General features: G+C 61.6%; 20 protein-coding genes. 2 read left to right on the top strand and 18 right to left on the bottom strand.

All coding sequences use genetic code 11. From position 1 onward, the window contains the following. Positions 1-40 precede the first annotated feature (40 nt). The gene (gene lptF, locus TU82_RS11070; RefSeq protein WP_057723236.1) at positions 41-826 is read left to right on the top strand and encodes a lipotoxin F family OmpA-related lipoprotein LptF; all 786 of its coding nucleotides are present in this window, start codon (positions 41-43) and stop codon (positions 824-826) included. 29 nt (positions 827-855) lie between these two features. Here lptF and TU82_RS11075 read toward each other — a convergent pair whose 3' ends face one another. From TU82_RS11075 to TU82_RS11155, 16 genes are all read right to left on the bottom strand, one after another. Beyond that, positions 856-1050, bottom strand: coding sequence for a hypothetical protein (locus TU82_RS11075; protein WP_057723237.1), 195 nt, complete (start codon positions 1048-1050; stop codon positions 856-858). A gap of 137 nt (positions 1051-1187) precedes the next feature. Continuing rightward, positions 1188-1568: a hypothetical protein gene (locus TU82_RS11080; RefSeq protein WP_057723238.1), complete on the bottom strand. Its 381-nt coding sequence runs from the start codon at positions 1566-1568 to the stop codon at positions 1188-1190. A 166-nt stretch (positions 1569-1734) separates the two neighbouring features. Then, complete coding sequence (locus tag TU82_RS11085; RefSeq protein WP_057723239.1) at positions 1735-2061, bottom strand: PA3694 family proteiin; 327 nt, start codon at positions 2059-2061, stop codon at positions 1735-1737. Next, positions 2058-2963: an alpha/beta hydrolase gene (locus TU82_RS11090; RefSeq protein WP_057723240.1), complete on the bottom strand. Its 906-nt coding sequence runs from the start codon at positions 2961-2963 to the stop codon at positions 2058-2060. The genes TU82_RS11085 and TU82_RS11090 overlap by 4 nt, the downstream gene beginning before the upstream one ends. 67 nt (positions 2964-3030) lie before the next feature. Continuing rightward, positions 3031-4308: a flavohemoglobin expression-modulating QEGLA motif protein gene (locus TU82_RS11095; protein ID WP_057723241.1), complete on the bottom strand. Its 1278-nt coding sequence runs from the start codon at positions 4306-4308 to the stop codon at positions 3031-3033. A gap of 35 nt (positions 4309-4343) precedes the next feature. Further along, positions 4344-5060: a TetR/AcrR family transcriptional regulator gene (locus TU82_RS11100; RefSeq protein WP_082632002.1), complete on the bottom strand. Its 717-nt coding sequence runs from the start codon at positions 5058-5060 to the stop codon at positions 4344-4346. Between the two features lie 165 nt (positions 5061-5225). Beyond that, entirely contained in the window at positions 5226-6728 is a 1503-nt protein-coding gene (gene lysS / locus TU82_RS11105) for a lysine--tRNA ligase (RefSeq protein WP_057723243.1), read from the bottom strand. A gap of 61 nt (positions 6729-6789) precedes the next feature. Beyond that, positions 6790-7885, bottom strand: a protein-coding gene (gene prfB, locus TU82_RS11110; RefSeq protein ID WP_124422622.1) for a peptide chain release factor 2 whose coding sequence is annotated in 2 segments (ribosomal slippage) — positions 6790-7812 and positions 7814-7885 — 1095 coding nt in all. Because the reading frame shifts where the segments join, the coding sequence is not laid out codon by codon here. 227 nt (positions 7886-8112) lie between these two features. Next, positions 8113-9114, bottom strand: coding sequence for a response regulator (locus TU82_RS11120; protein ID WP_057723244.1), 1002 nt, complete (start codon positions 9112-9114; stop codon positions 8113-8115). Positions 9115-9166: 52 nt separating this feature from the next. Further along, positions 9167-10174: a chemotaxis response regulator protein-glutamate methylesterase gene (gene cheB / locus TU82_RS11125; RefSeq protein WP_057723245.1), complete on the bottom strand. Its 1008-nt coding sequence runs from the start codon at positions 10172-10174 to the stop codon at positions 9167-9169. After that, positions 10171-12444, bottom strand: coding sequence for a hybrid sensor histidine kinase/response regulator (locus TU82_RS11130; RefSeq protein ID WP_057723246.1), 2274 nt, complete (start codon positions 12442-12444; stop codon positions 10171-10173). The genes cheB and TU82_RS11130 overlap by 4 nt, the downstream gene beginning before the upstream one ends. Then, positions 12441-13142, bottom strand: coding sequence for a chemotaxis protein CheW (locus tag TU82_RS11135; protein WP_057723247.1), 702 nt, complete (start codon positions 13140-13142; stop codon positions 12441-12443). Before TU82_RS11135 ends, TU82_RS11130 begins: the two co-directional genes overlap by 4 nt. After that, the gene (locus TU82_RS11140) at positions 13139-14398 is read right to left on the bottom strand and encodes a CheR family methyltransferase (RefSeq protein ID WP_057723248.1); all 1260 of its coding nucleotides are present in this window, start codon (positions 14396-14398) and stop codon (positions 13139-13141) included. The genes TU82_RS11135 and TU82_RS11140 overlap by 4 nt, the downstream gene beginning before the upstream one ends. Then, positions 14395-14907, bottom strand: coding sequence for a chemotaxis protein CheW (locus TU82_RS11145; protein WP_057723249.1), 513 nt, complete (start codon positions 14905-14907; stop codon positions 14395-14397). Before TU82_RS11145 ends, TU82_RS11140 begins: the two co-directional genes overlap by 4 nt. Next, complete coding sequence (locus TU82_RS11150; RefSeq protein WP_057723250.1) at positions 14907-16529, bottom strand: methyl-accepting chemotaxis protein; 1623 nt, start codon at positions 16527-16529, stop codon at positions 14907-14909. Before TU82_RS11150 ends, TU82_RS11145 begins: the two co-directional genes overlap by 1 nt. A 185-nt stretch (positions 16530-16714) precedes the next feature. Continuing rightward, positions 16715-17425: a tellurite resistance TerB family protein gene (locus tag TU82_RS11155; protein WP_057723251.1), complete on the bottom strand. Its 711-nt coding sequence runs from the start codon at positions 17423-17425 to the stop codon at positions 16715-16717. Between the two features lie 302 nt (positions 17426-17727). Between TU82_RS11155 and TU82_RS11160 the strand changes: the two genes are divergently transcribed. Then, positions 17728-19353, top strand: a complete 1626-nt coding sequence (locus tag TU82_RS11160) for a glucan biosynthesis protein D (RefSeq protein WP_057723252.1) — start codon at positions 17728-17730, stop codon at positions 19351-19353. Positions 19354-19409: 56 nt separating this feature from the next. On the opposite strand, the gene TU82_RS11165 is transcribed toward TU82_RS11160, so the two are convergent. Then, positions 19410-19595 (bottom strand): hypothetical protein, encoded by a 186-nt coding sequence (locus TU82_RS11165; protein WP_057723253.1) that lies wholly within the window; start codon positions 19593-19595, stop codon positions 19410-19412. A 305-nt stretch (positions 19596-19900) separates the two neighbouring features. After that, a complete protein-coding gene (locus tag TU82_RS11170; RefSeq protein ID WP_057723254.1) occupies positions 19901-21007 on the bottom strand; it encodes an NADH:flavin oxidoreductase/NADH oxidase in 1107 nt (368 codons plus the stop codon). Positions 21008-21054 lie beyond the last annotated feature (47 nt).

The following is a 21054-nucleotide window of genomic DNA, read 5'->3' on the forward strand; positions in this document are numbered from 1 at the left end:
TGCATCGCACCTGATATCGAATTGAAAGGACGACACGACTATGCGTAAACAATTGATGATCCCTGCCCTGTTGGCGATGAGCGTTGCCTTGGCAGCGTGCTCCACCCCGCCGAACGCGAATCTGGAAAACGCACGGACCAACTTCACGGCCCTGCAGACCAACCCGCAGGCGACCAAGCTCGCGGCCCTGGAAACCAAAGACGCCAGCGAATGGCTGGACAAGGCAGACAAGGCTTATCGCGACAAGGAAGACGAGAAGAAAGTCGACCAGTTGGCCTACCTGACCAACCAGCGCGTGGAAGTGGCGAAAGACACCATTGCCCTGCGTGAATCCGAATCCAAGCTGAAAAACGCTGGCGACGAACGTGCCCGCGCCCTGCTGGACGCCCGTGACGCGCAGATCAAGCAACTGCAAGACAGCTTGAACGCCAAGCAAACCGATCGCGGCACCCTGGTGACTTTCGGCGACGTGCTGTTCGCCACCAACAAGTCCGACCTCAAATCCAGCGGCCTGGTCAACATCACCAAGCTGGCTCAGTTCCTGCGCGACAACCCGGACCGTAAAGTGATCGTCGAAGGCTACACCGACAGCACAGGTTCCGACTCGTACAACCAGAGCCTGTCCGAGCGCCGTGCAGCCTCCGTACAGCGCGCACTGGCACAGCAAGGCGTGGATATCTCGCGCATCGTGACCCAGGGCTACGGCAAGGAATACCCGGTTGCCGACAACGGCAGCGTCTCCGGCCGTGCCATGAACCGTCGCGTCGAAGTGACCATTTCCAACGACAACCAGCCAGTCAAGCCGCGCTCGTCCGTTGCTAACTGATTGATTGAAGCGGCATAAAAAAACCCACCTTATGGTGGGTTTTTTTTCGGCTCGTCGAACTGTACGGTTCGACCGGTATCTTCAGCTGGCATTTGAATCTGCGCGCCGGCCTGCTTATCCATCTGGCTATCGCGCCTGTTCTGACGAGCGGCTTCCTGTTCGATCGCCACATGCTGTCTTGCCATGATCAGCATATTTTCCAGTACTGGAATCTTGAATTCCATCCTCGCCTCAAACCGTGTGAGTGACACGCTTTGTGTGGTATCTGAAGAAATAAGGTTCCAGGCATTTGTGCCGAGAGCGACGACTGGACATCTCATAAAAAAACCGCCCCTATGGACGGTTTTCTGAGGGGCTTTGATCAGCCGCCGATCGGGCCCGCACCTTGATAGTCCGGCTGCGGGATCGGGCCCTGGCCCTGGCTCAAGTTTTGTCCACCGCCTTGGCCATCTTCAGCGCCCTGACCGCCCTCGGCACCTTGAGCGCCCTGCGCGCCGCCCGCCTTCTGCGCGAGCAGCTTCTTCAGCAACTCTTCCAACGCCTTGAGGGGATCTTCACCACCGGCACCACTATTTCCCTGGTTGCCTTGAGAACCTTTAGCTTTAAGGTCCTGGATCTGACTTTGTACATCTTTAATCTGCTGGTCGAGGCCTTGGGAGCTTCCCTGGCCACTGCCAGCACCGCCCACCCCCCCCATGCCACCCATGTTTGCGCCGCCCGAGATACCGTTGATTCCCGCCATAAATGCTAACTCCAACCTGTGAATTAATGGACCGATCAGCCTTGCCAATCAGTGAATAATCAGTGGTGGGAGAGCCAGGATGGTTCCGGACTGCTCAGGGGTCGGCATGCGTCAAATCAATAGTCTGTAAAGACAAGGATGGTTTCCCACGCCAGGGAGGCAGAATTCACCGTTGCAGTTGCGGGGTTTCTTGCCCGATGCAACGCACGGCCTGTTTCTTGCTGTTCACCAGTACGCCGCTCAGGCCTTTCTGGTCGGTGTCGAACATTACCAGTACACCCTCGACGCATTGCGCCACTTGAGCGGCGGGGGTCAGTGAGACTTTGTAGTCCTCACCCGGCACGGTCTTGAGCATCGTGAACTCACTGAGCAGCAGTGCATCTTCCGGCTTGGCGAAGTGCAGGTAGCCGTAGTACCACAGGCACCCGACAGTCCCGATGATGGTGCCGATACCCGTGAGAATCAGCGGGATCATGTTGCGCTCTTCACTCATTGCGAACTCTCTGATGGGTCGACTTTGGATACGGGGTAATTCGGAATTTCGCCCAGACGCCGCAGGCCGTTGAAATGCTGCGGGTCATCCAGGTAACGCAGCATGACGGTTTGCCAGGTCTTGTCGGCAAATGTCTGCACATGCCCGCCTCGCGTCAGCTGCAGCACCCTCGGCGGTGGCGCCGCTTGGTACAGGCGGATGCCGTTGGACACGGGTACGATCGGATCATCCAGGCTGTGAAACAGCAGTTTGGGAACGCCCTTGAGCTGGGGCATGGCGTTGATCGCGCTGTCGGCGTCAGGTACCAGCCAGGACAAAGGGACCTGAAACGGCCATGTTAACCAGGATGTGCTCAGGGCAAATTGTCCCACGTCACGATAACTGGCGGGCACACCATCCAATACCAGGGCCTTGAGTCGGGACTGGCGCTCGGGGTGAGCCGCCAGATAATGCACCGCCAGGGCGCCGCCCAGGCTCTGGCCAAGCACTACCAACGGCTGCCCCTGGGCTTCGGGCGCCTGATCCAGCCAACTGAAAGCCGCGTCCACGTCCTGATAGATAGCCGGCAGTGACGGCTTGCCTTGCGAAAGCCCATAACCGCGATAGTCGAGCAACAGCACCTGGTAGCCCTGCTCCGGCAACCACCAACTGCCGCCCAAATGCCAGGCCAGGTTGCCGCCGTTGCCGTGCAGGTGCAGCACCGTGCCTTTGAGGGGGACGCCAGGCTTGGCCGGCAGCCACCAGGCGTGCAGTTTCACGCCGTCGGCGGTGGTGAGGGTGACGTCGCGATACGCCAGGTGGGCTTTTTCCGGCGTGAATGGCAGGCCGGGCTCGGGATAGAACAGCAGGGAGCTGCAGCCGTTCAAGGTGAGTAGCAGGCACAGAATGCCGAGGATTCTCATCCGTTGAAGCCTCGTGAGTGAGATGAAATCGGCGGACTTGGGAGATCCAAGGTGAATCCCCGTCCGGTCAAAGAATATTGGAGTAGTCCGCCTCGATCCGGTCCAGGCTCAAATGATTGAGGAAGTTGGAAAAGCACATCCATGCCGCCAGTGCGTTCATGTCGCGGAACTGTTCGGGCAGGTATTTGGGCGGCACTACCAGGCCTTCGTCGACCAGTTGGCGCAAGGTGCGCATATCCTCAAGCGTGGTCTTGCCGCAGAACAACAACGGCACCTGTTCCAGCTTGCCCTTGCGCACGGCCAGCTGGATGTAGTTGTAGACCATGATAAAGCCCTTGAGGTAGGACAAATCCTTGGTGAACGGCAGACCGGTCGGCACCGAACCACGGAACACCCGGCTGGCGTTGCCGTAGCTTTCAGCCATTTCAAAGCCTTGCTCGCGGAAGAACTCGAACACCTGCAGAAAGTCGGCGCCCTCCTCGACCATATGAATGGCGCGGGTGCGGTTGGTCAGCTTGCGCAGCCGGCTAGGGTAGGAGGCAAACGTGATGATCTCCATCAGGATCGCCAGGCCTTCCTGGGTCACGGTGGACGAGGGCGGCCCCTTGGACAGGAACGTGCAGATCGGCTGATTCTGGCCATTGAGGGTGGTGCCCACATGCACTAGACCTTCGTGAACTTCCAGGGCGCGCACGTCACGGTCGTTGAACATCGCGTCGGCGCGGATCTTGATGTAGTCGGCGCCCGCCGCCGCGTCGGCGACGATGCCATCGGACTCGAATACGCGGATGGTCTCCTCGGCCTCGCCGAACACCTTGTTCAAGCGCGTTTGCAGCAAGGCGACGGCGTCCTTGGCGGTCAAGGTCTTGGCTTCGTCCTTGAGATCGCCCCGGCCGTCGATATTGTTCAGATAGTCCGAGAGCATCAGGCCCAGGTCGGCCAGGGTCGGGTCGCCCGCGTGGAAAGCATCGGAAGCGGCGCCGTAGAGCTCCTGGGAGATCAGGCCGAAGTCCTCGGTGCCACGGGCTTCGAGCATCCGCACGACCATGCGGTACTCCCGGCACATGCGGCGCATGATCTGCCCCACCGGGCTGAACTGGCCGAGGCGGCGGGTAATGTCGCGCTCGATGTTCTGGAACTCCAGCTTGACCGCGCTTGAATCGAACGACAACGGTCGGTTCAGGTAGTAATCGCGATCCACGGCGGGCATGGCCTTGCCCTTGGCCTTGAGAAAGCCCTGGCGAATGTTCTCGTCCCACTTCACGGCGTCGAGGACGCGGATCGGCGTTTGCGCCAGCACAATGCGATCGGACAGGCTGCGTATCGTCTGCTGGTAATCGTCCACCCGGTGCTTCCTCTTTGAACGTGGCCTTTGCGGTATCAGACTGAAGCCAACACCAGATGCATGTAACGCTTGAGTATCTCCAGCATTTCGTCCCCGGTCAGCGGCTCTGCGCTGCCTAACAGGCCCTGATATTCCATCCGACTGATAATCGCCGTCAACACCTTGGCATCCTGCTGCGGCTCGCGGGAGCCCAATACCTGGAAAAACTGCCCGGTGCCTTGCAACAGAATCTGTTGGTGGGAGCGTACCAGTTCGGCCAGGCGCGGATTCAACAAGGCTTCCTGGCGAAAGGCCTGCTCGGCCATCAGGTAGTCGCGACGGTTGATCAGTTGGCGCTGCACATAGTCGGCGGTCAGCCGCGCAATGTCATCGGCCAGCTGCGAGCGCGCCGCCGGGCTGCCGTCACCGTAGGCGACCATTTCGCGCAACAGGCCTTCGTTGCGCACCCACAGCTTGCCCATGAAAGCGGCGCTGCGTTCGACATATTGGGCGAAGGTGTCGGTGAGCAGGTCATCGATGTCCTTGAAGTAGTAGGTGGTGGCCGACAACGGCACGCCGGCTTCCGCCGCCACGGCCCGGTGACGTACCGCACGTACCCCGTCGCGGACCACGATGCGCATGGCCGCATCGAGAATGTCTTGCCGGCGTTGTTCACTGCCCCGGCGGCTGGCCTTGCGACCCTGGTACTGGACGCTATCGGCCACGGCAGCGGCAATGCCGGCGGCGCCTTCTTGAGCCATTACGCGGTTCACCACTTTTTCCTCTTTGAGTGTGACACGGAGCGTCACAGGATGCATTCCCACGCAGAGCGTGGGAACGATCAACCGATCAACAAAACCTGGCGCTGTTTGTTTGACGCGAGTAAACGCCACATAAAAAAGCCGCCTTATAAAAGGCGGCTTCGGATTTCGCTACGGTTACGCTTGTGGCCGCATGTGCGGGAACAAGATCACATCGCGGATCGACGGCGAGTTGGTCAGCAGCATCACCAGGCGGTCAATGCCGATACCTTCACCGGCGGTGGGCGGCATGCCGTATTCCAGGGCACGTACGAAGTCAGCGTCGTAGTGCATGGCTTCGTCATCCCCGGCGTCCTTGTCGGCTACCTGGGCCATGAAGCGCTCGGCCTGGTCTTCCGCGTCGTTGAGCTCGGAGTAGGCGTTGGCGATTTCACGGCCGCCAATGAACAGTTCGAAACGGTCGGTGACGTTCGGGTTGTCATCGTTGCGACGGGCCAGCGGCGACACTTCGAACGGGTACTGGGTAATGAAGTGCGGTTGTTCCAGCTTGTGCTCCACCAGCTCTTCGAAAATCATCACCTGCAATTTGCCCAGGCCTTCGAAGCCCAGCACCTTGGCCCCGGCCTTCCTGGCAATGGCGCGGGCCTTGTCGATGTCATTCAGGTCGTCGGCGCTCAGCTCAGGGTTGTACTTGAGGATCGAGTCGAACACCGACAGGCGCACGAACGGTTCGCCGAAGTGGAACACCTTGTCGCCGTAGGGCACGTCGGTGCTGCCCAGCACCAGCTGCGCCAGTTCGCGGAACAGTTCTTCGGTCAGGTCCATGTTGTCTTCGTAGTCGGCGTAGGCCTGGTAGAACTCCAACATGGTGAATTCAGGGTTGTGACGGGTCGAGACGCCTTCGTTACGGAAGTTGCGGTTGATCTCGAACACTTTCTCAAAGCCGCCGACCACGAGGCGCTTGAGGTACAGCTCCGGCGCGATCCGCAGGAACATTGGCAGGTCCAGCGCGTTGTGGTGAGTTTCGAACGGCTTGGCCGCGGCGCCACCGGGGATGGTCTGCAACATCGGCGTTTCGACTTCGAGGAAGTCACGCTGGGCCAGGAAGCTGCGGATGTGGGCGATGACCTGCGAACGCACGCGGAAGGTCTGGCGCACGTCTTCGTTGACGATCAGGTCAACGTAGCGCTGGCGGTAGCGCTGCTCGGTGTCGGTCAGGCCGTGGTGCTTGTCCGGCAGTGGGCGCAGGGATTTGGTCAGCAGGCGCACGCTGGTCATCTCGACATACAGGTCGCCCTTGCCGGAACGGGCCAGGGTGCCTTCGGCTGCGATGATGTCGCCCATGTCCCAGGTTTTCACCGAGGCCAGGGTTTCTTCGGAGAGGGTCTTGCGGTTGACGTAGACCTGGATGCGCCCGGTCATGTCCTGGATCACCATGAACGAGCCACGGTTGAGCATGATGCGACCCGCCACCTTGACCGGGATCGCCGCTTCTGCCAGCTCTTCCTTGGTCTTGTCCGCGTACTGCTTCTGCAGGGCATCGCAGTAGTTGTCGCGGCGGAAGTCGTTGGGGAAGGCGTTACCCTTGGCGCGCTCGGCAGCCAGCTTTTCCTTGCGCAGGGCGATCAGGGAGTTTTCTTCCTGTTGCTGGGCTTGCGGGTCGAGTTGTTGGTCGCTCATGTCTTAAATTTTCCATCAGGTTCGTTGTCCCAGGCCTGTGGTCTGGGATCGCCTACAATCTTTACAGCCCCGATTTCAGGCTGGCTTCCAGGTATTCGTCGATATCACCGTCGAGCACCTTGTCGCAGTCGCTGCGTTCGATGTTAGTGCGCAAATCCTTGATCCGCGACGCATCGAGTACATAAGAACGGATCTGGTGTCCCCAGCCGATGTCCGACTTGGTGTCTTCCAGCGCCTGGGAAGCGGCGTTGCGCTTCTGCATCTCCTGCTCGTACAACTTGGCCCGCAGCATTTTCATGGCGGTGTCCTTGTTCGCGTGCTGGGAACGTTCGTTCTGGCAGCTGACCACGGTGTTGGTCGGTACGTGGGTGATACGTACCGCCGAGTCGGTGGTGTTTACGTGCTGGCCACCGGCGCCGGAGGAGCGGTAGGTGTCGATGCGCAGGTCGGCCGGGTTGATCTCGATTTCCACCTTGTCGTCGATCTCTGGCGAGACGAATACCGCCGAGAAGGACGTGTGGCGACGGTTGCCGGAGTCGAACGGACTTTTGCGCACCAGGCGGTGCACGCCGATCTCGGTGCGCAGCCAGCCAAAGGCGTATTCACCCTTGATGTGCACGGTCGCGCCCTTGATACCGGCGACTTCACCGGCGGACAGTTCCATGATGGTCGCCTCGAAACCGCGCTTGTCGGCCCAGCGCAGATACATGCGCAGCAGGATGTTGGCCCAGTCCTGGGCCTCGGTGCCGCCGGAACCGGCCTGGATGTCCAGGTAGGCGTTGTTCGGGTCCATTTCGTGGCTGAACATGCGGCGAAATTCAAGCTTGGCGAGGTTTTCCTCGAGACGGGCCAGCTCGGCGACGACATCGCCCACTGCGCCTTCGTCATCTTCTTCGACGGCCATGTCCAGCAGGTCGCGGCAGTCGGCCAGGCCGGTGTTCAGTTCGTCAAGCGTGTCGACGATCTGCGCCAGCGCAGCGCGCTCGCGCCCCAGTTCCTGGGCGTATTCAGGTTTGTTCCAGACAGCAGGATCTTCAAGCTCGCGATTGACTTCGGTCAGACGCTCATGCTTTTGATCGTAGTCAAAGATACCCCCGAATAGTTTCGGAGCGCTCGGACAGGTCCTTGATGGTGTTAAGGATCGGGTTGATTTCCATGGCGGGCAGCACTCGTTGGCGAACTTTTGAAAGCCGGCGAGTATAACGGCAAACGCCTGGAAACGGCAGTCCACCCGGTCGAAAAGGCAGAGGTTTGTACACAATCCCAAGACCGATGAAGAGCCCCCTCCCACAGGGGATCTTCGCTGCTTTAAGCATTTCGTTCGCTTAACTGACTGGCATTAGGGCAAGCCCCCTCCCACAGTTGGCTTTGCGCAGGCCTTGAGTTATTCGATGCCCACCTGATTACGCCCATTGTGCTTGGCCATATACAGGCCTTTGTCCGCCGCCATGATCAACTGCCGGCAATCGGTACCTTGCACCGGCGTCAAGGTCGACAAGCCAATGCTGATGGTCAGGCTTGAACCTTCAGTCGGCGCGATATGCGGGATTTTCAAGGCGGCCACCGCCATGCGCAGTTTTTCAGCCACCAGCCGCGCACCGCCCGGCGAGGTGTTGGGCAGCACCAGCGCGAACTCTTCGCCGCCATAGCGTGCCGGCAGGTCGGAAGGACGGCTGCTGGCTTCGCGGATGGTGTTGGCGACTTTGCGCAAGGCTTCGTCACCCTCGACGTGGCCAAAGCTGTCGTTGTAGGTCTTGAAGAAGTCCACATCGATCATCAGCAACGAGAGCTGGGTCTGGTCGCGCATGGCACGGCGCCATTCCAGTTCCAGATATTCGTCGAAGTGACGGCGATTGGACAGCCCGGTCAGGCCATCGGAGTTCATCAGCCGTTGCAACACCAGATTGGTGTCCAGCAACTGTTGCTGGCTGACCCGCAGCGCACGGTAGGCCGCGTCGCGCTGCAACAGCGTCATGTAGGAGCGCGAGTGGTAGCGAATCCGCGCCACCAGCTCGATATTGTCCGGCAGCTTGACCAGGTAATCGTTGGCCCCGGCGGCAAAGGCTGCGCTCTTGATCAGCGGGTCTTCCTTGGTGGAAAGCACAATGATCGGGATATTCGCCGTGGCCGGGTGATTGCGGTATTCGCGCACCAGGGTCAGGCCGTCGAGGCCGGGCATGACCAGGTCTTGCAGGATCACCGTCGGCTTGATGCGAATCGCCTGGGCGATCGCCTGGTGTGGATCGGCGCAAAAGTGGAAGTCGATATTTTCTTCATGGGCCAGGCCGCGCCGCACGGCTTCGCCGATCATGGCCTGGTCATCGACCAGCAGCACCATGGCGGCGTTTTCGTCGGTCTTGAAGTCGTCGAGCTGTAAATCATTCATGTGCGGTCACCTGAATTACTGCCTGCAAACCAGCACGGCGGGAGATTTTCGATCATGCAAAGACCTCCAGCAATCGCGGCGCAATTCTGTCCAGTGGGCGAATTTCAACAGCGGCGTCAATCGCCGCCGCCGCTTTTGGCATTCCATACACCGCCGAACTCTGCTGATCCTGGGCGATGGTCAAATATCCTTGTTCGCGCATCAGCTTGAGGCCCTGGGCGCCATCGCGCCCCATGCCGGTCAGCAATACGCCAACGGCGTCACCGTTCCAATGACTGGCGACACTTTCGAAAAATACGTCGATGGAGGGCCGGTAAATCTCGTTCACCGGCTCTGCGGTATAGGCTAGCGTGCCATTTTTCAACAAGCGAATATGGTGGTTGGTACCGGCCAGCAAGACCACGCCGCTTTGCGGCGGCTCACCCTCTCGGGCCAGGCGCACCGGCAGGCCGGACGCACTGCTCAACCACTCGGCCATGCCGGCGGCGAACACCTGGTCCACATGCTGGACCAGCACGATGGCGGCGGGAAAGCTACGCGGCAAAGCCTTGAGCAGCACTTCCAGGGCCGCCGGGCCGCCCGCCGAAGAACCGATAGCCACCAGGCTCTGGCGTTTGCCGGTGCTGCGCTCAGGCGCGGTTTCGGCGCGCACACGGCTACCGCGCTGGCCGATCAGCCAGCCGATGTTGAGGATCTTGCGCAACAACGGCGCAGCCGCATCCCTGGGGTTGCCCACACCGAGCGCCGGGGTGTCCACCACATCCAGGGCGCCGTGGCCCATGGCTTCGAACACCCGGCTCATATTGGCCTGGCGGTCGACGGTCACCAGCAGAATCGCGCAGGGCGTCTCGGCCATGATCTGCCGCGTAGCCTCCACGCCGTCCATTACCGGCATGATCAGGTCCATCAGGATCAGGTCCGGGACTCGCTCGGCACAGCGCTGCACCGCTTCCAGACCGTTATTGGCCACCCACACCAGTTCATGGGCCGGCTCGAAGCTCAACGCGCGCCGCAACGCCTCGACGGCCAGGGGCATGTCATTGACGATCGCAATCCTCATGTCCGAGCGCCTCCAATCAGTTCAACCACGGCGTCGAGCAAGGCGTCGTCGTGGAAGCTGGCTTTGGCCAGATAATAGTCGGCGCCGGCGTCGAGGCCTCGGCGTCGGTCTTCTTCACGATCCTTGTAGGAAACCACCATCACCGGCAACGATTGCAGGCGACTGTCGCGGCGCAAGAGTGTGACCAATTCAATACCGTCCATGCGGGGCATATCAATGTCAGTGATAAGCAGGTCGAAATCCTCGGAACGCAAGGCGTTCCAGCCATCCATGCCATCGACCGCGACGGCCACTTCATAACCGCGATTGAGTAATAACTTGCGTTGCAGCTCACGTACAGTCAGCGAGTCGTCCACCACCAGCACCCGCTTACGCGGTGCTTCGGTGGCTTGCTGGGTGCGCCGGGCGATACGTTCCAGGCGGCCGGTGTTGAGCAACTTGTCCACCGACCGCAGCATGTCTTCCACGTCGACGATCAGGGCGACCGAGCCATCGTCGAGCAAGGCGCCGGCGGAAATATCCTGGACCTTGCCCAGGCGATCATCCAGCGGCAACACCACCAGGGTGCGCTCGCCGATAAAGCGCTCCACGGCGATCCCGTACACGGCATCGCGCTCGCGGATCACCACCACTTTCAACGTGTCCGAAGGGGTTAGCCCGGGTGGACGCTGCAACAGCTGACTGGCGGCGACCAGGCCGACATGCCGGCCCTCATGCCAGAAATGCTGGCGACCTTCCAGTTGCACAATGTCCTCGGGCGCCAGGTCGCACATGCGTTCGATGTGCGCCAGCGGGAAGGCGTAGGCCTCTTCACCGACCTCCACCACCAGGCTGCGCACCACCGACAAGGTCAATGGCACTTCCAGATGAAAGCGACTGCCCTGCCCCGCCGTCTGCTCCAGCACCACCGCGCCGCGCAATTGACGCACCATATGTTGCACCGCATCCAGGCCCACCCCGCGACCGGACACTTCGGTCACTTTGTCGCGCAGGCTGAACCCCGGCAGGAACAGGAACGTCAGCAGTTCTTCCTCGCTCAGGCGCAACGCGGTTTCCACGGGGGACAGGTGCCGATCGACAATGGTGCCGCGCAGGCGCTCAAGGTCGACACCGTTACCGTCATCGCTCAACTCCAGCACCAGCAGCCCGGCTTGATGCGAGGCGCGCAGACGAATCAAGCCTTCCGCCGGCTTGCCCGCCAGCAGCCGCTGCTCGGGCATTTCGATGCCGTGGTCGACGGCATTGCGTAATAAATGCGTGAGGGGCGCCTCGAGCTTTTCCAGTACATCGCGGTCGACCTGGGTCTTTTCGCCCTCGATTTCCAGGCGCACTTGCTTGCCCAGGCTGCGGCCGAGGTCTCGCACCATGCGCACCTGCCCGGCCAGCACATCGGCGAACGGACGCATGCGGCAGGCCAACGCGGTGTCGTACAGCACCTGGGCGCGTTGGCCGGCCTGCCAGCCGTACTCATCCAGCTCGGCATTCTTTTCCGCCAGCAGTGCCTGGGCCTCGCTCAACAACCGCCGGGTATCAGCCAGGGCTTCCTGGGCCTCGAGGTTCAGGTCGACAACCTTGAGGTGGCCCTCCAGGGTGTCCAAGGCACGCAGGCTGTTGCTTTGCAGGCGCTTGAGGCGCTGCAGGCTGGCCAGGTAAGGCTTGAGTCGCTGGGTTTCCACCAGCGACTTGCTGGACAGGTCCAACAGACTGTTCAAGCGCTCGGCCGTGACCCGCAGCACGCGCTCACCGCCTTCGGTCATGCGCTTGCCCTGGCGCGGCGGCTCGCTGGTGACGGCGGGCGCAGGCTCAGGTTCGGACGGCAGCGCTTCGATCACCGGCATGGGCACCGGTTCGGGTTTCGGCGCAACCATGGCGGTGGGTTGCGACGGGTCCAGCAGGCGCTCCATCAGCGCCACATAGGCCTGGATATCCGCCGTCCCCACGTCATTGCCCGGGGTGGCGATGCGCATCAGCAAATCCGTACCCTGCAGCAACGCGTCGATATGTTCGGGCTGCAGGTACAAGCGTGCTTCCTGGGCGCTGACCAGGCAGTCTTCCATGACATGGGCCACGCTGACGCCAGCGTCCACGCCGACAATCCGCGCCGCGCCCTTGAGCGAGTGCGCGGCACGCATGCAGGCCTCGAGCTGGTCGGCCTGGGTCGGGTTGCGCTCCAGGGCCAGCAGGCCTGCACTGAGCACCTGGGTCTGCGCATCGGCTTCCAGGCTGAACAATTCCAACAGCGAGGCATCGCGCATCTGGTCGGGGGTCATGCGAGGCTCCGGGTCACGGCGGACAGCAATTGAGCCTCATCCAGCCAGCGCAGGCTGCGGCCTTTCCACTGCAACACACCTTGGGTGAAGCGCGCGCTGGCCTGGGTACCGGAGGCCGACGCGGCGCTCAAGGTGCGCTCATCGATGGCATGGATGCCATCCACTTCGTCCACCGGCACGACTACCGGGCCATCCTGCGCGGCAATGATCAGCATGCGCGGCATGATGCGCCCGCCGGTAGCGCCGGCAGGGGTGCTGTCCAGGCCGAGCAGTTCAACCAGCGACAGGCAGGCCACCAACGCGCCGCGTACGTTGGCCACGCCCAGCAATGCCCGGGAGCGCTGGTGCGGCAAGGAGTGGATCGGTTGCAAGGGCGCGACTTCCACCAGGCAACGGGTGGCGATGCCAAGCCATTCTTCGCCGAGGCGGAACATCAGCAAGGAGCGGGTGGCCACCTGGTTATCGAGCTCGCGGGCGGCTTGCGCGGGACGCTCATCCTGCGCCAGCGCATAGCGGTCGAGCAGGCGCGTGGCCGCAGCGGAATACACCGAGCAGTTACGGCAATGGATATGGTCCGCCAGCAAGGGGCAGGATTTGTCACCATGAATGCCGATGCGGTTCCAGCAGTCGTCGATGGCTTGGGTATCGGCCAGGGTCAGGTCCAGGCCTGCGGTATCCAGCGCGTCAGGGCTACTCATCGTTCGGACTCTCTGTCTGCTCGCTCGCTACGCGCGGCGCGCGCCTGCAAACGACGCGCCCCTGCACTGTCGCCCTGGGACTCGAGCAACGCGGCCAGGTGCATCAAGGCCTGCGGATGCTGCGGCTCCAGGTATAAGGCTTTACGGTAATACCCTTGGGCCTGCAGGGCACTGCCGGCCACATCGCTGAGCAAGCCCAGCCAGTAGAACACCTGGGCAACCGGCGGGTGGCTGCCCAAATAGCGCTCGCAGGCAGCGCGGGCCTCGGCACTTTTGCCCTCATTGGCCAAGGTGGCGATCTGGTTGAGCAGCGCGCCAGCCTCCGTGTGCGGCGCCTTGACCGGCGCCGCCTGGGCGCTGACCGTACTGAACGGGCGCGGCCTGAGCGCAACAGGTGCCGCACTGCGCTGGGGCGTGGGCGCCGACATCGGGACAAACACCGGGGCTGGTGCGGCCGATTCCACATGCCGACTGAACGCAAAGGATTGCGGCACGCCAATCGAACGCATGCCATGGCGTCCCAGCAGGCTGCCTTCGGCCGGGCCGATAAACAGCACGCCGTCGACGTGGGTCAGTTCCTTGAGCACATCGAAGACTTGCTGCTGGGTGGATTGATCGAAGTAGATCAGCAGGTTGCGACAGAACACAAAATCGTAGCTGGGCTCGTTGGCCAGCAGCGCCGGGTCGAGCAAGTTGCCCACTTGCAGGCGCACCTGCTCGCGCACCCGGTCGGCGATGCGGTAGGCACCGCCGTCTTCAGTGAAATGCCGGTCACGAAATTCAAGATCGGCGCCGCGAAAGGAGTTCTTGCCGTACACCCCGCGGCGGGCACGCTCCACGGACAGCGGGCTGACGTCCATCCCCTGCACTTTGAACTGGTGCGGCGCCAGGCCCGCGTCAAGCAACGACATGGCAATCGAATAGGGTTCTTCGCCGGTGGAACAGGGCAGGCTGAGAATGCGTAAAGCGCGCATCTGCTTGATCTCGGCCAGGCGTGCATGGGCCAGGCGGGCCAGGGTCGCAAAGGACTCGGGATAGCGGAAAAACCAGGTTTCGGGAACGATCACCGCTTCGATCAGTGCCTGCTGCTCATCATGGGAGCTGTGCAGGAGCTGCCAGTACGCGTCCGCGCTCTGCGCCTGGGACAGCTGGCAGCGCTGGCGCACCGCGCGCTCGATGATCGCCTCGCCCACAGAAGCGACGTCCAGGCCGATGCGTTCCTTCAGAAAGGCCGAGAAGCGCGGATCACTGCTCATAGGCTCAACTCACTGGAAAACAGCAGCGCGCGCACGTCATCGGTCAACAGCTCGGCCACGCCGATCCATTGCATCAAGCCCAGCGCATCTTCGCGCACCGGCCCCAGGTAGGGCGCCTGGCGGTTATCCAGGCCATAGGGCTGGAACTCGGCGGGGTCGCAACGCAGGGTGTCGGTGGCCTGTTCCAGAATCAGCCCCAGCCACCGCGCCTGGCTCCAGGGTTGTGGCTGATAATTGACCAGCACCAGCCGCGTGCTGGTGCGGGCCTGGGCTGCGGTACCAAAGGTCAGTGCGCTCAGGTCGATCACCGGCACCAGCGCGCCGCGATGGGCAAAGATGCCCGCCACCCACACAGGTGCCTGTGCGATGGGTTTAAGCGGCAGGCGCGGCAGCACCTCGACCACTTCCGTGGCCTTGAGGGCAAAGCGCTCACTGGCGATGTGGAACACCAGAAACAATGCCTTTTTCGCGGCCGGGATGGCGCCGCGTTTCGCCGCGAAGTCGCTCATCAGACTTTGAAACGCGACACGCCGCTGCGCAGACCCACCGCAACCTGGCTCAGTTCATCGATGGCAAAACTGGCCTGGCGCAGGGACTCGACGGTCTGGCTGCTGGCATCCCCCAGTTGCACCAGCGCATGGTTGATCTGCTCGGCACCGGTGGCCTGGGCCTGCATGCCTTCGTTGACCATCAACACCCGCGGCGCGAGGGCCTGCACCTGATGGATGATTTGCGACAGTTGCTCGCCCACTTGCTGCACTTCGAACATGCCCCGGCGCACTTCCTCGGAGAACTTGTCCATGCCCATCACGCCCGCCGACACTGCCGACTGGATCTCGCGCACCATCTGTTCGATGTCGTACGTCGCCACAGCGGTCTGGTCGGCCAGGCGGCGCACCTCGGTGGCGACCACGGCAAAACCGCGCCCGTACTCACCGGCTTTCTCGGCCTCGATGGCGGCGTTGAGGGACAGCAGGTTGGTCTGGTCAGCCACTTTGACGATGGTCACCACCACCTGATTGATGTTGCCGGCCTTTTCATTGAGGATCGCCAGCTTGGCGTTGACCAGGTCGGCAGCGCCCATCACCGAGTGCATGGTTTCTTCCATGCGCGCCAGGCCCTGTTGGCCGGAACCGGCGGCGACCGAAGCCTGGTCGGCGGCGGTGGACACTTCGGTCATGGTGCGCACCAGGTCCTTGGAGGTCGCGGCGATTTCACGGGACGTGGCGCCGATTTCAGTGGTGGTGGCTGCGGTTTCGGTGGCCGTGGCCTGTTGCTGCTTGGAGGTGGCGGCAATCTCGGTCACCGACGTGGTGACCTGCACCGAGGAGCGCTGCGCCTGGGAAACCAGCGCGGTCAGCTCGGTCATCATGTCGTTGAAGCCGGTTTCGACCATATTGAATTCGTCCTTGCGCTCCAGGTTCAGGCGCTTACTCAAGTCGCCGGTGCGCATGGTTTCGAGGATATCGACGATGCGTTTCATCGGCGCCATGATTGCGCGCATCAACAGCAGTCCACACAGCGCGGCGGCCAGCACCGCCAGCAGCAGCGAGACGCCCATGCTGATCTTCGCGGCCTCGACCGCATCATCGATGGCGGCGGTGGCGTCGTCGGCGACCTGTTTGTTCTGTTGGATGATGTCATTGAGCTTCGCGCGGCCTGCGACCCAGACGGGCGTCAGTTGCTCGTTGAACAGCCTGAGTGCCTCGGCGGCATTGTTGCTCCGCTGCGCCTCGAGCACTTGGGCGAGCGCCTGGTTGTAACCCTGGTGCATTTTTTCGAAGGCATCGAACTCGCTGCGGTCCTGGGTGAAATTGATGGTTTTGGCGTAATCGGCCATGTATTTCTCAAGGCGTGCCTCGAAGGACTTGTAGTCCTGCTTGTCGTCCTCGGAAATGCCCTGGTTCTTGCGGATGCCCACCAACTCCTGGGTGTGCAGGTAGCTGTCGACCCAGGCGCTGCGAATCATCGAGCTCAAAAACACGCCAGGCACCGCGTCATCCCGGACGGAGCTCTCGCTGGTTTCGATTTTCAACAGGCGCGAATACGCGAGCACGACCATCAGCAGCATGATCGCGATAATGACCGCGAAGCTCGCCAAAATCCGTTGGCGCAGGGTCCAGTTCTTCACAGTAATTCCTCGCAGGGCCATTCAAATGGAGGGGAGTATAGCTGAGCGATGGCGTGTATTAACCAATGGTTTGCGGGGACACTGCCGGAGTCGGCGCCGCCATTGCGGCAGGCGCCCTGGCGCTTGAGCGAGCCAGGTTTAATGTGGGAGCAGGCCCACTCCCACATATGGATAGGTAAGCGGTTTTATTCGACGTTAAGGCGCACCTGTTTCTCCAGCTCCGCCTTCAGGCCAGGCTCCAGCTTCAGTTGGCGCGCCAGTTCATCCAGGTAGGCCTTTTCCATGAAGTTTTCCTCGTCCACCAGCATCACACTGGCGATATACATCTCGGCGGCCATTTCCGGGGTGCCGGCGGCGCGGGCGACGTCGGCCGGGTCGAGAGGTTTGTTCAGCTCGGCGTGCAACCAGGTTTGCAGTTCACGGTCATTGTCGAGTTTGGTGAACTCGCCTTCTATCAACGCGCGCTCACGCTCATCCACATGCCCGTCGGCCTTGGCGGCAGCGACCAGCGCCTTGAGAATGCCCTGACTGTGTTGTTCGACCTGGGCCGGCGGCAGGCGATCAATGGTTTGCGGCTCGCCCTGGGGTGCGCCGGCCTGCTGCGCCTGCCAGTTGCCGAAGGCTTTGTAGGCGATGACCCCCAGGGCGGCCAGGCCTCCGTAGGTCAGGGCCTTGCCGCCGAATTTGCGCGCCTTTTTATTGCCCAGCAGCAAGCCCATGGCGCCGGCCGCCAATGCGCCGCCGCCTGCGCCACCGAGCAAACTGCCGAGCCCGCCGCTGCCCAACAGCCCGCCGAGGGCGCCTTTGTCGGTTGATTGACGCTGGCCGCCAGCCTTGTTCTGCAACATGTCCTGGCCAGACTTGAGCAACTGATCGAGCAATCCACGGGTATTCATTCGTAGCCTCCTGACACTTGGGTTCGTAGGACCAATAGGCCCCCAGCGTAAAACTAAGTGCCAAAAAGGCTTTATCTAGAGTGCTTCCAGATGTAACGCCCTGCCCTGCTGTCGGAAATGTCTTGTTGCACAGCGGCGCCATCAAGCTGCCATCATGATTTTTCCTTCAGCATCGAACCGCTTAAGCTATCCGGCGTCTGTTTAATGTCCGTTGCGTTTGGCCGAAGGCATGTCCGAACCGTTATTTCTGATCCGTTACGTGCCAGGAACGGCGCGGGATTTGCTCACGACAGGTTGTCTCTATGCACCGCAGGAATTTGCTCAAAGCGTCCATGGCCATTGCGGCCTACACCGGTTTGTCGGCCAGTGGCCTGCTGGCCGCGCAGGCCTGGGCCGGAAACCGTGCCGCCGATGGCAAGGCCGTGGCATTTGATTTCGAAACGCTCAAGGCCCAGGCCAAACAGCTCGCCGGCGGCGCCTACAAAGACACCCGGCAGGTGCTGCCGCCCACGCTGGCAACCATGACCCCACAGAATTTCAATGCCATTGGCTACGACGGCAACCATTCGTTGTGGAAGGAACTGAAGGGGCAACTGGACGTGCAGTTTTTCCACGTCGGCATGGGCTTCAAGACGCCGGTGCGCATGCACAGTGTCGACCCCAAGACCCGCGAGGCCCGCGAAGTGCATTTCCGCCCTTCGCTGTTCAACTATGAAAAAACCACGGTCGACACTAAACAGTTGACCGGCGATCTGGGCTTCTCCGGGTTCAAACTGTTCAAGGCGCCGGAGCTTGACCGCCATGACGTGCTGTCGTTTCTCGGTGCCAGTTACTTCCGCGCCGTGGACTCCACCGGCCAGTACGGCCTGTCGGCGCGCGGCCTGGCGATCGACACCTACGCGAAAAAACGCGAGGAGTTCCCCGACTTCACCCAGTTCTGGTTCGAGACCCCGGACAAGGACGCCACCCGCTTCGTGGTCTACGCCCTGCTCGATTCGCCCAGCGCGACCGGTGCCTATCGCTTCGATATCGACTGCCAGGCCAATCAGGTGGTGATGGCCATCGATGCCCATATCAACGCGCGCACCGCCATCGAACAACTGGGCATTGCGCCTATGACCAGCATGTTCAGTTGCGGTACCCACGAACGCCGGATGTGCGACACCCTCCACCCGCAAATCCACGACTCGGACCGCCTGGCCATGTGGCGCGGCAACGGCGAGTGGATTTGCCGCCCGCTGAACAACCCGGCCAAGCTGCAGTTCAACGCCTTTGCCGACACCAACCCCAAAGGCTTCGGCCTGGTGCAGACCGACCACGAGTTCGCCAGCTATCAGGACACGGTGGACTGGTACAGCAAGCGCCCGAGCCTGTGGGTAGAGCCCACCACCGCCTGGGGTGAAGGCTCGATCGACCTGCTGGAAATCCCGACCACCGGCGAGACCCTGGATAATATCGTGGCCTTCTGGACCCCGAAAAAACCGGTGATGGCCGGTGATTCGCTCAACTACGGCTACAAGCTCTACTGGAGCGCCCTGCCGCCGGTGAGCACACCGCTGGCTCAGGTCGACGCGACCCGTTCGGGCATGGGCGGATTTACCGAAGGATGGGCCCCTGGCGAGCATTACCCTGAGGTATGGGCACGCCGTTTTGCGGTGGACTTCAAGGGCGGCGGCCTGGATCGTTTGCCAGCCGGCACGGGCATCGAGCCGGTGGTCACCTGTTCCCACGGCGAGGTGAAAGACTTCAGCGTACTGGTGCTCGACAACATCAAGGGCTATCGCATTCTGTTCGACTGGTACCCCACCAGTGACAGCGTGGAGCCGGTGGAGCTGCGCTTGTTTATCCGTACCCAGGACCGCACCTTGAGTGAAACCTGGCTGTATCAGTACTTCCCGCCCGAGCCGGGCAAACGCAAGTACACCTGACACCATGACCGACAGTGTGGGAGCCGCGTGCTCCCACGCTGTTATTCAGCGGCCCTTCAGAACCGCGAGACGGTTTTCATCGCTCCGATCAGATACCGCATCGCAACCTGGTCGCTCTCGGTCAGCGCGCGATAATGCGCCAGCAGTTCGGCTTCATCCGAACTCAACCTGTGGCCACGCAAGAACATCCTGCGGGTCAGAAAAGACGCCACCACACCCGCTACACCATACGACTTGGCCATGGACTGCTTCTCCTGATATCGATCCAACACTCCTGCCGCCCATTCATTGCGTGCCGTGAAGCATCTTGCCTTCATGGGCGAACCGACTGACTTCCTGGGCCGAAAATCAGGCTTACCTTAAGCGTAGAAACAATCTGATTACGTGTGGGATTTTTTTAGAGTATTCACTTAAATAATTGCTTCGGTAATAAATACCTACAACCGATTCTTACGCCTTCACCGATCAATCAGATCAGCCTCTGTCATGACCACGAGCAAAAAAAACCCACCGTGTGAAGGTGGGTTCTGTGGGCATGCGCCAAGGATCAATCCCTGAGGTCCGATTCATGAATCGGCTGGTCGCGGTGCGTCGCCCGTTGGTATTGCGCCGGCCAGGTTGCCTTGCGTCCACCCAGGTCATCGTCGGCATGCAGCGGCCAGTACGGATCGCGCAACAGTTCACGGGCCAGGAAGATGATGTCGGCCTGGCAGGTGCGCAGGATGTGTTCGGCCTGGGCCGGTTCGGTGATCATGCCGACCGTACCGGTGGCGATGCCCGACTCTTTGCGCACCCGCTCGGCAAAGCGCGTCTGGTAACCGGGACCGGTGGGGATCTCGGCGTTGGCGGCGGTGCCGCCGGAGGATACGTCGATCAGGTCCACGCCCAGGTCTTTCAGGCGGCGCGCCAGTTCCACGGTTTCATCGGGATTCCAGCCGTCTTCCACCCAGTCGGTGGCGGACACACGCACAAACAGCGGCAGGTTCTGCGGCCACACTTCGCGCACCGCGCGGGTCACTTCCAGAACCAGGCGGATACGGTTTTCGAAGGAGCCGCCGTACTGGTCCTGGCGCTGGTTACTGATGGGCGACAGGAACTGATGCAGCAGGTAACCGTGGGCGGCATGGATTTCCACCACTTCGAAGCCGGCGGCCAAGGCACGCTTGGCGGCGGTGACAAAATCAGCGATGACCTGGCGGATCTGCTCTTCATCCAGCGGTTTGGGTTGTGTGTGCTGAGGGTCGAACGCGATGGGCGATGGACCTACCGGCACCCAGCCCCCCTCTTCCGGCTTGACGCTGCCATGCTTGCCGATCCAGGGCCGATAGGTGCTGGCCTTGCGCCCGGCGTGCGCCAACTGGATACCGGCCACCGCACCTTGCGCCGCAATAAAGCGTGTAATGCGTTGCAACGGTTCGATCTGTTCGTCCTTCCACAAGCCCAGGTCCTGGGCGGTAATGCGGCCATCGGCGGTCACGGCGGTGGCTTCGGTAAAGATCAGCCCGGCGCCACCGACGGCACGGCTGCCCAGATGCACCAGGTGCCAGTCGTTGGCCAGGCCATCATCGCTGGAGTATTGGCACATCGGGGATACCGCGATGCGGTTCAGCAAGGTGAGTTGACGCAGGGTATAAGGTTCGAGCAGCTGACTCATGGCGCACCTCTTCGGGTTCTGTGGGCAAGCTCCAAGGCTCTCTTTCA

The sequence above is a fragment of the Pseudomonas orientalis genome, assembly GCF_001439815.1.
Classification (GTDB): domain Bacteria; phylum Pseudomonadota; class Gammaproteobacteria; order Pseudomonadales; family Pseudomonadaceae; genus Aquipseudomonas; species Aquipseudomonas orientalis.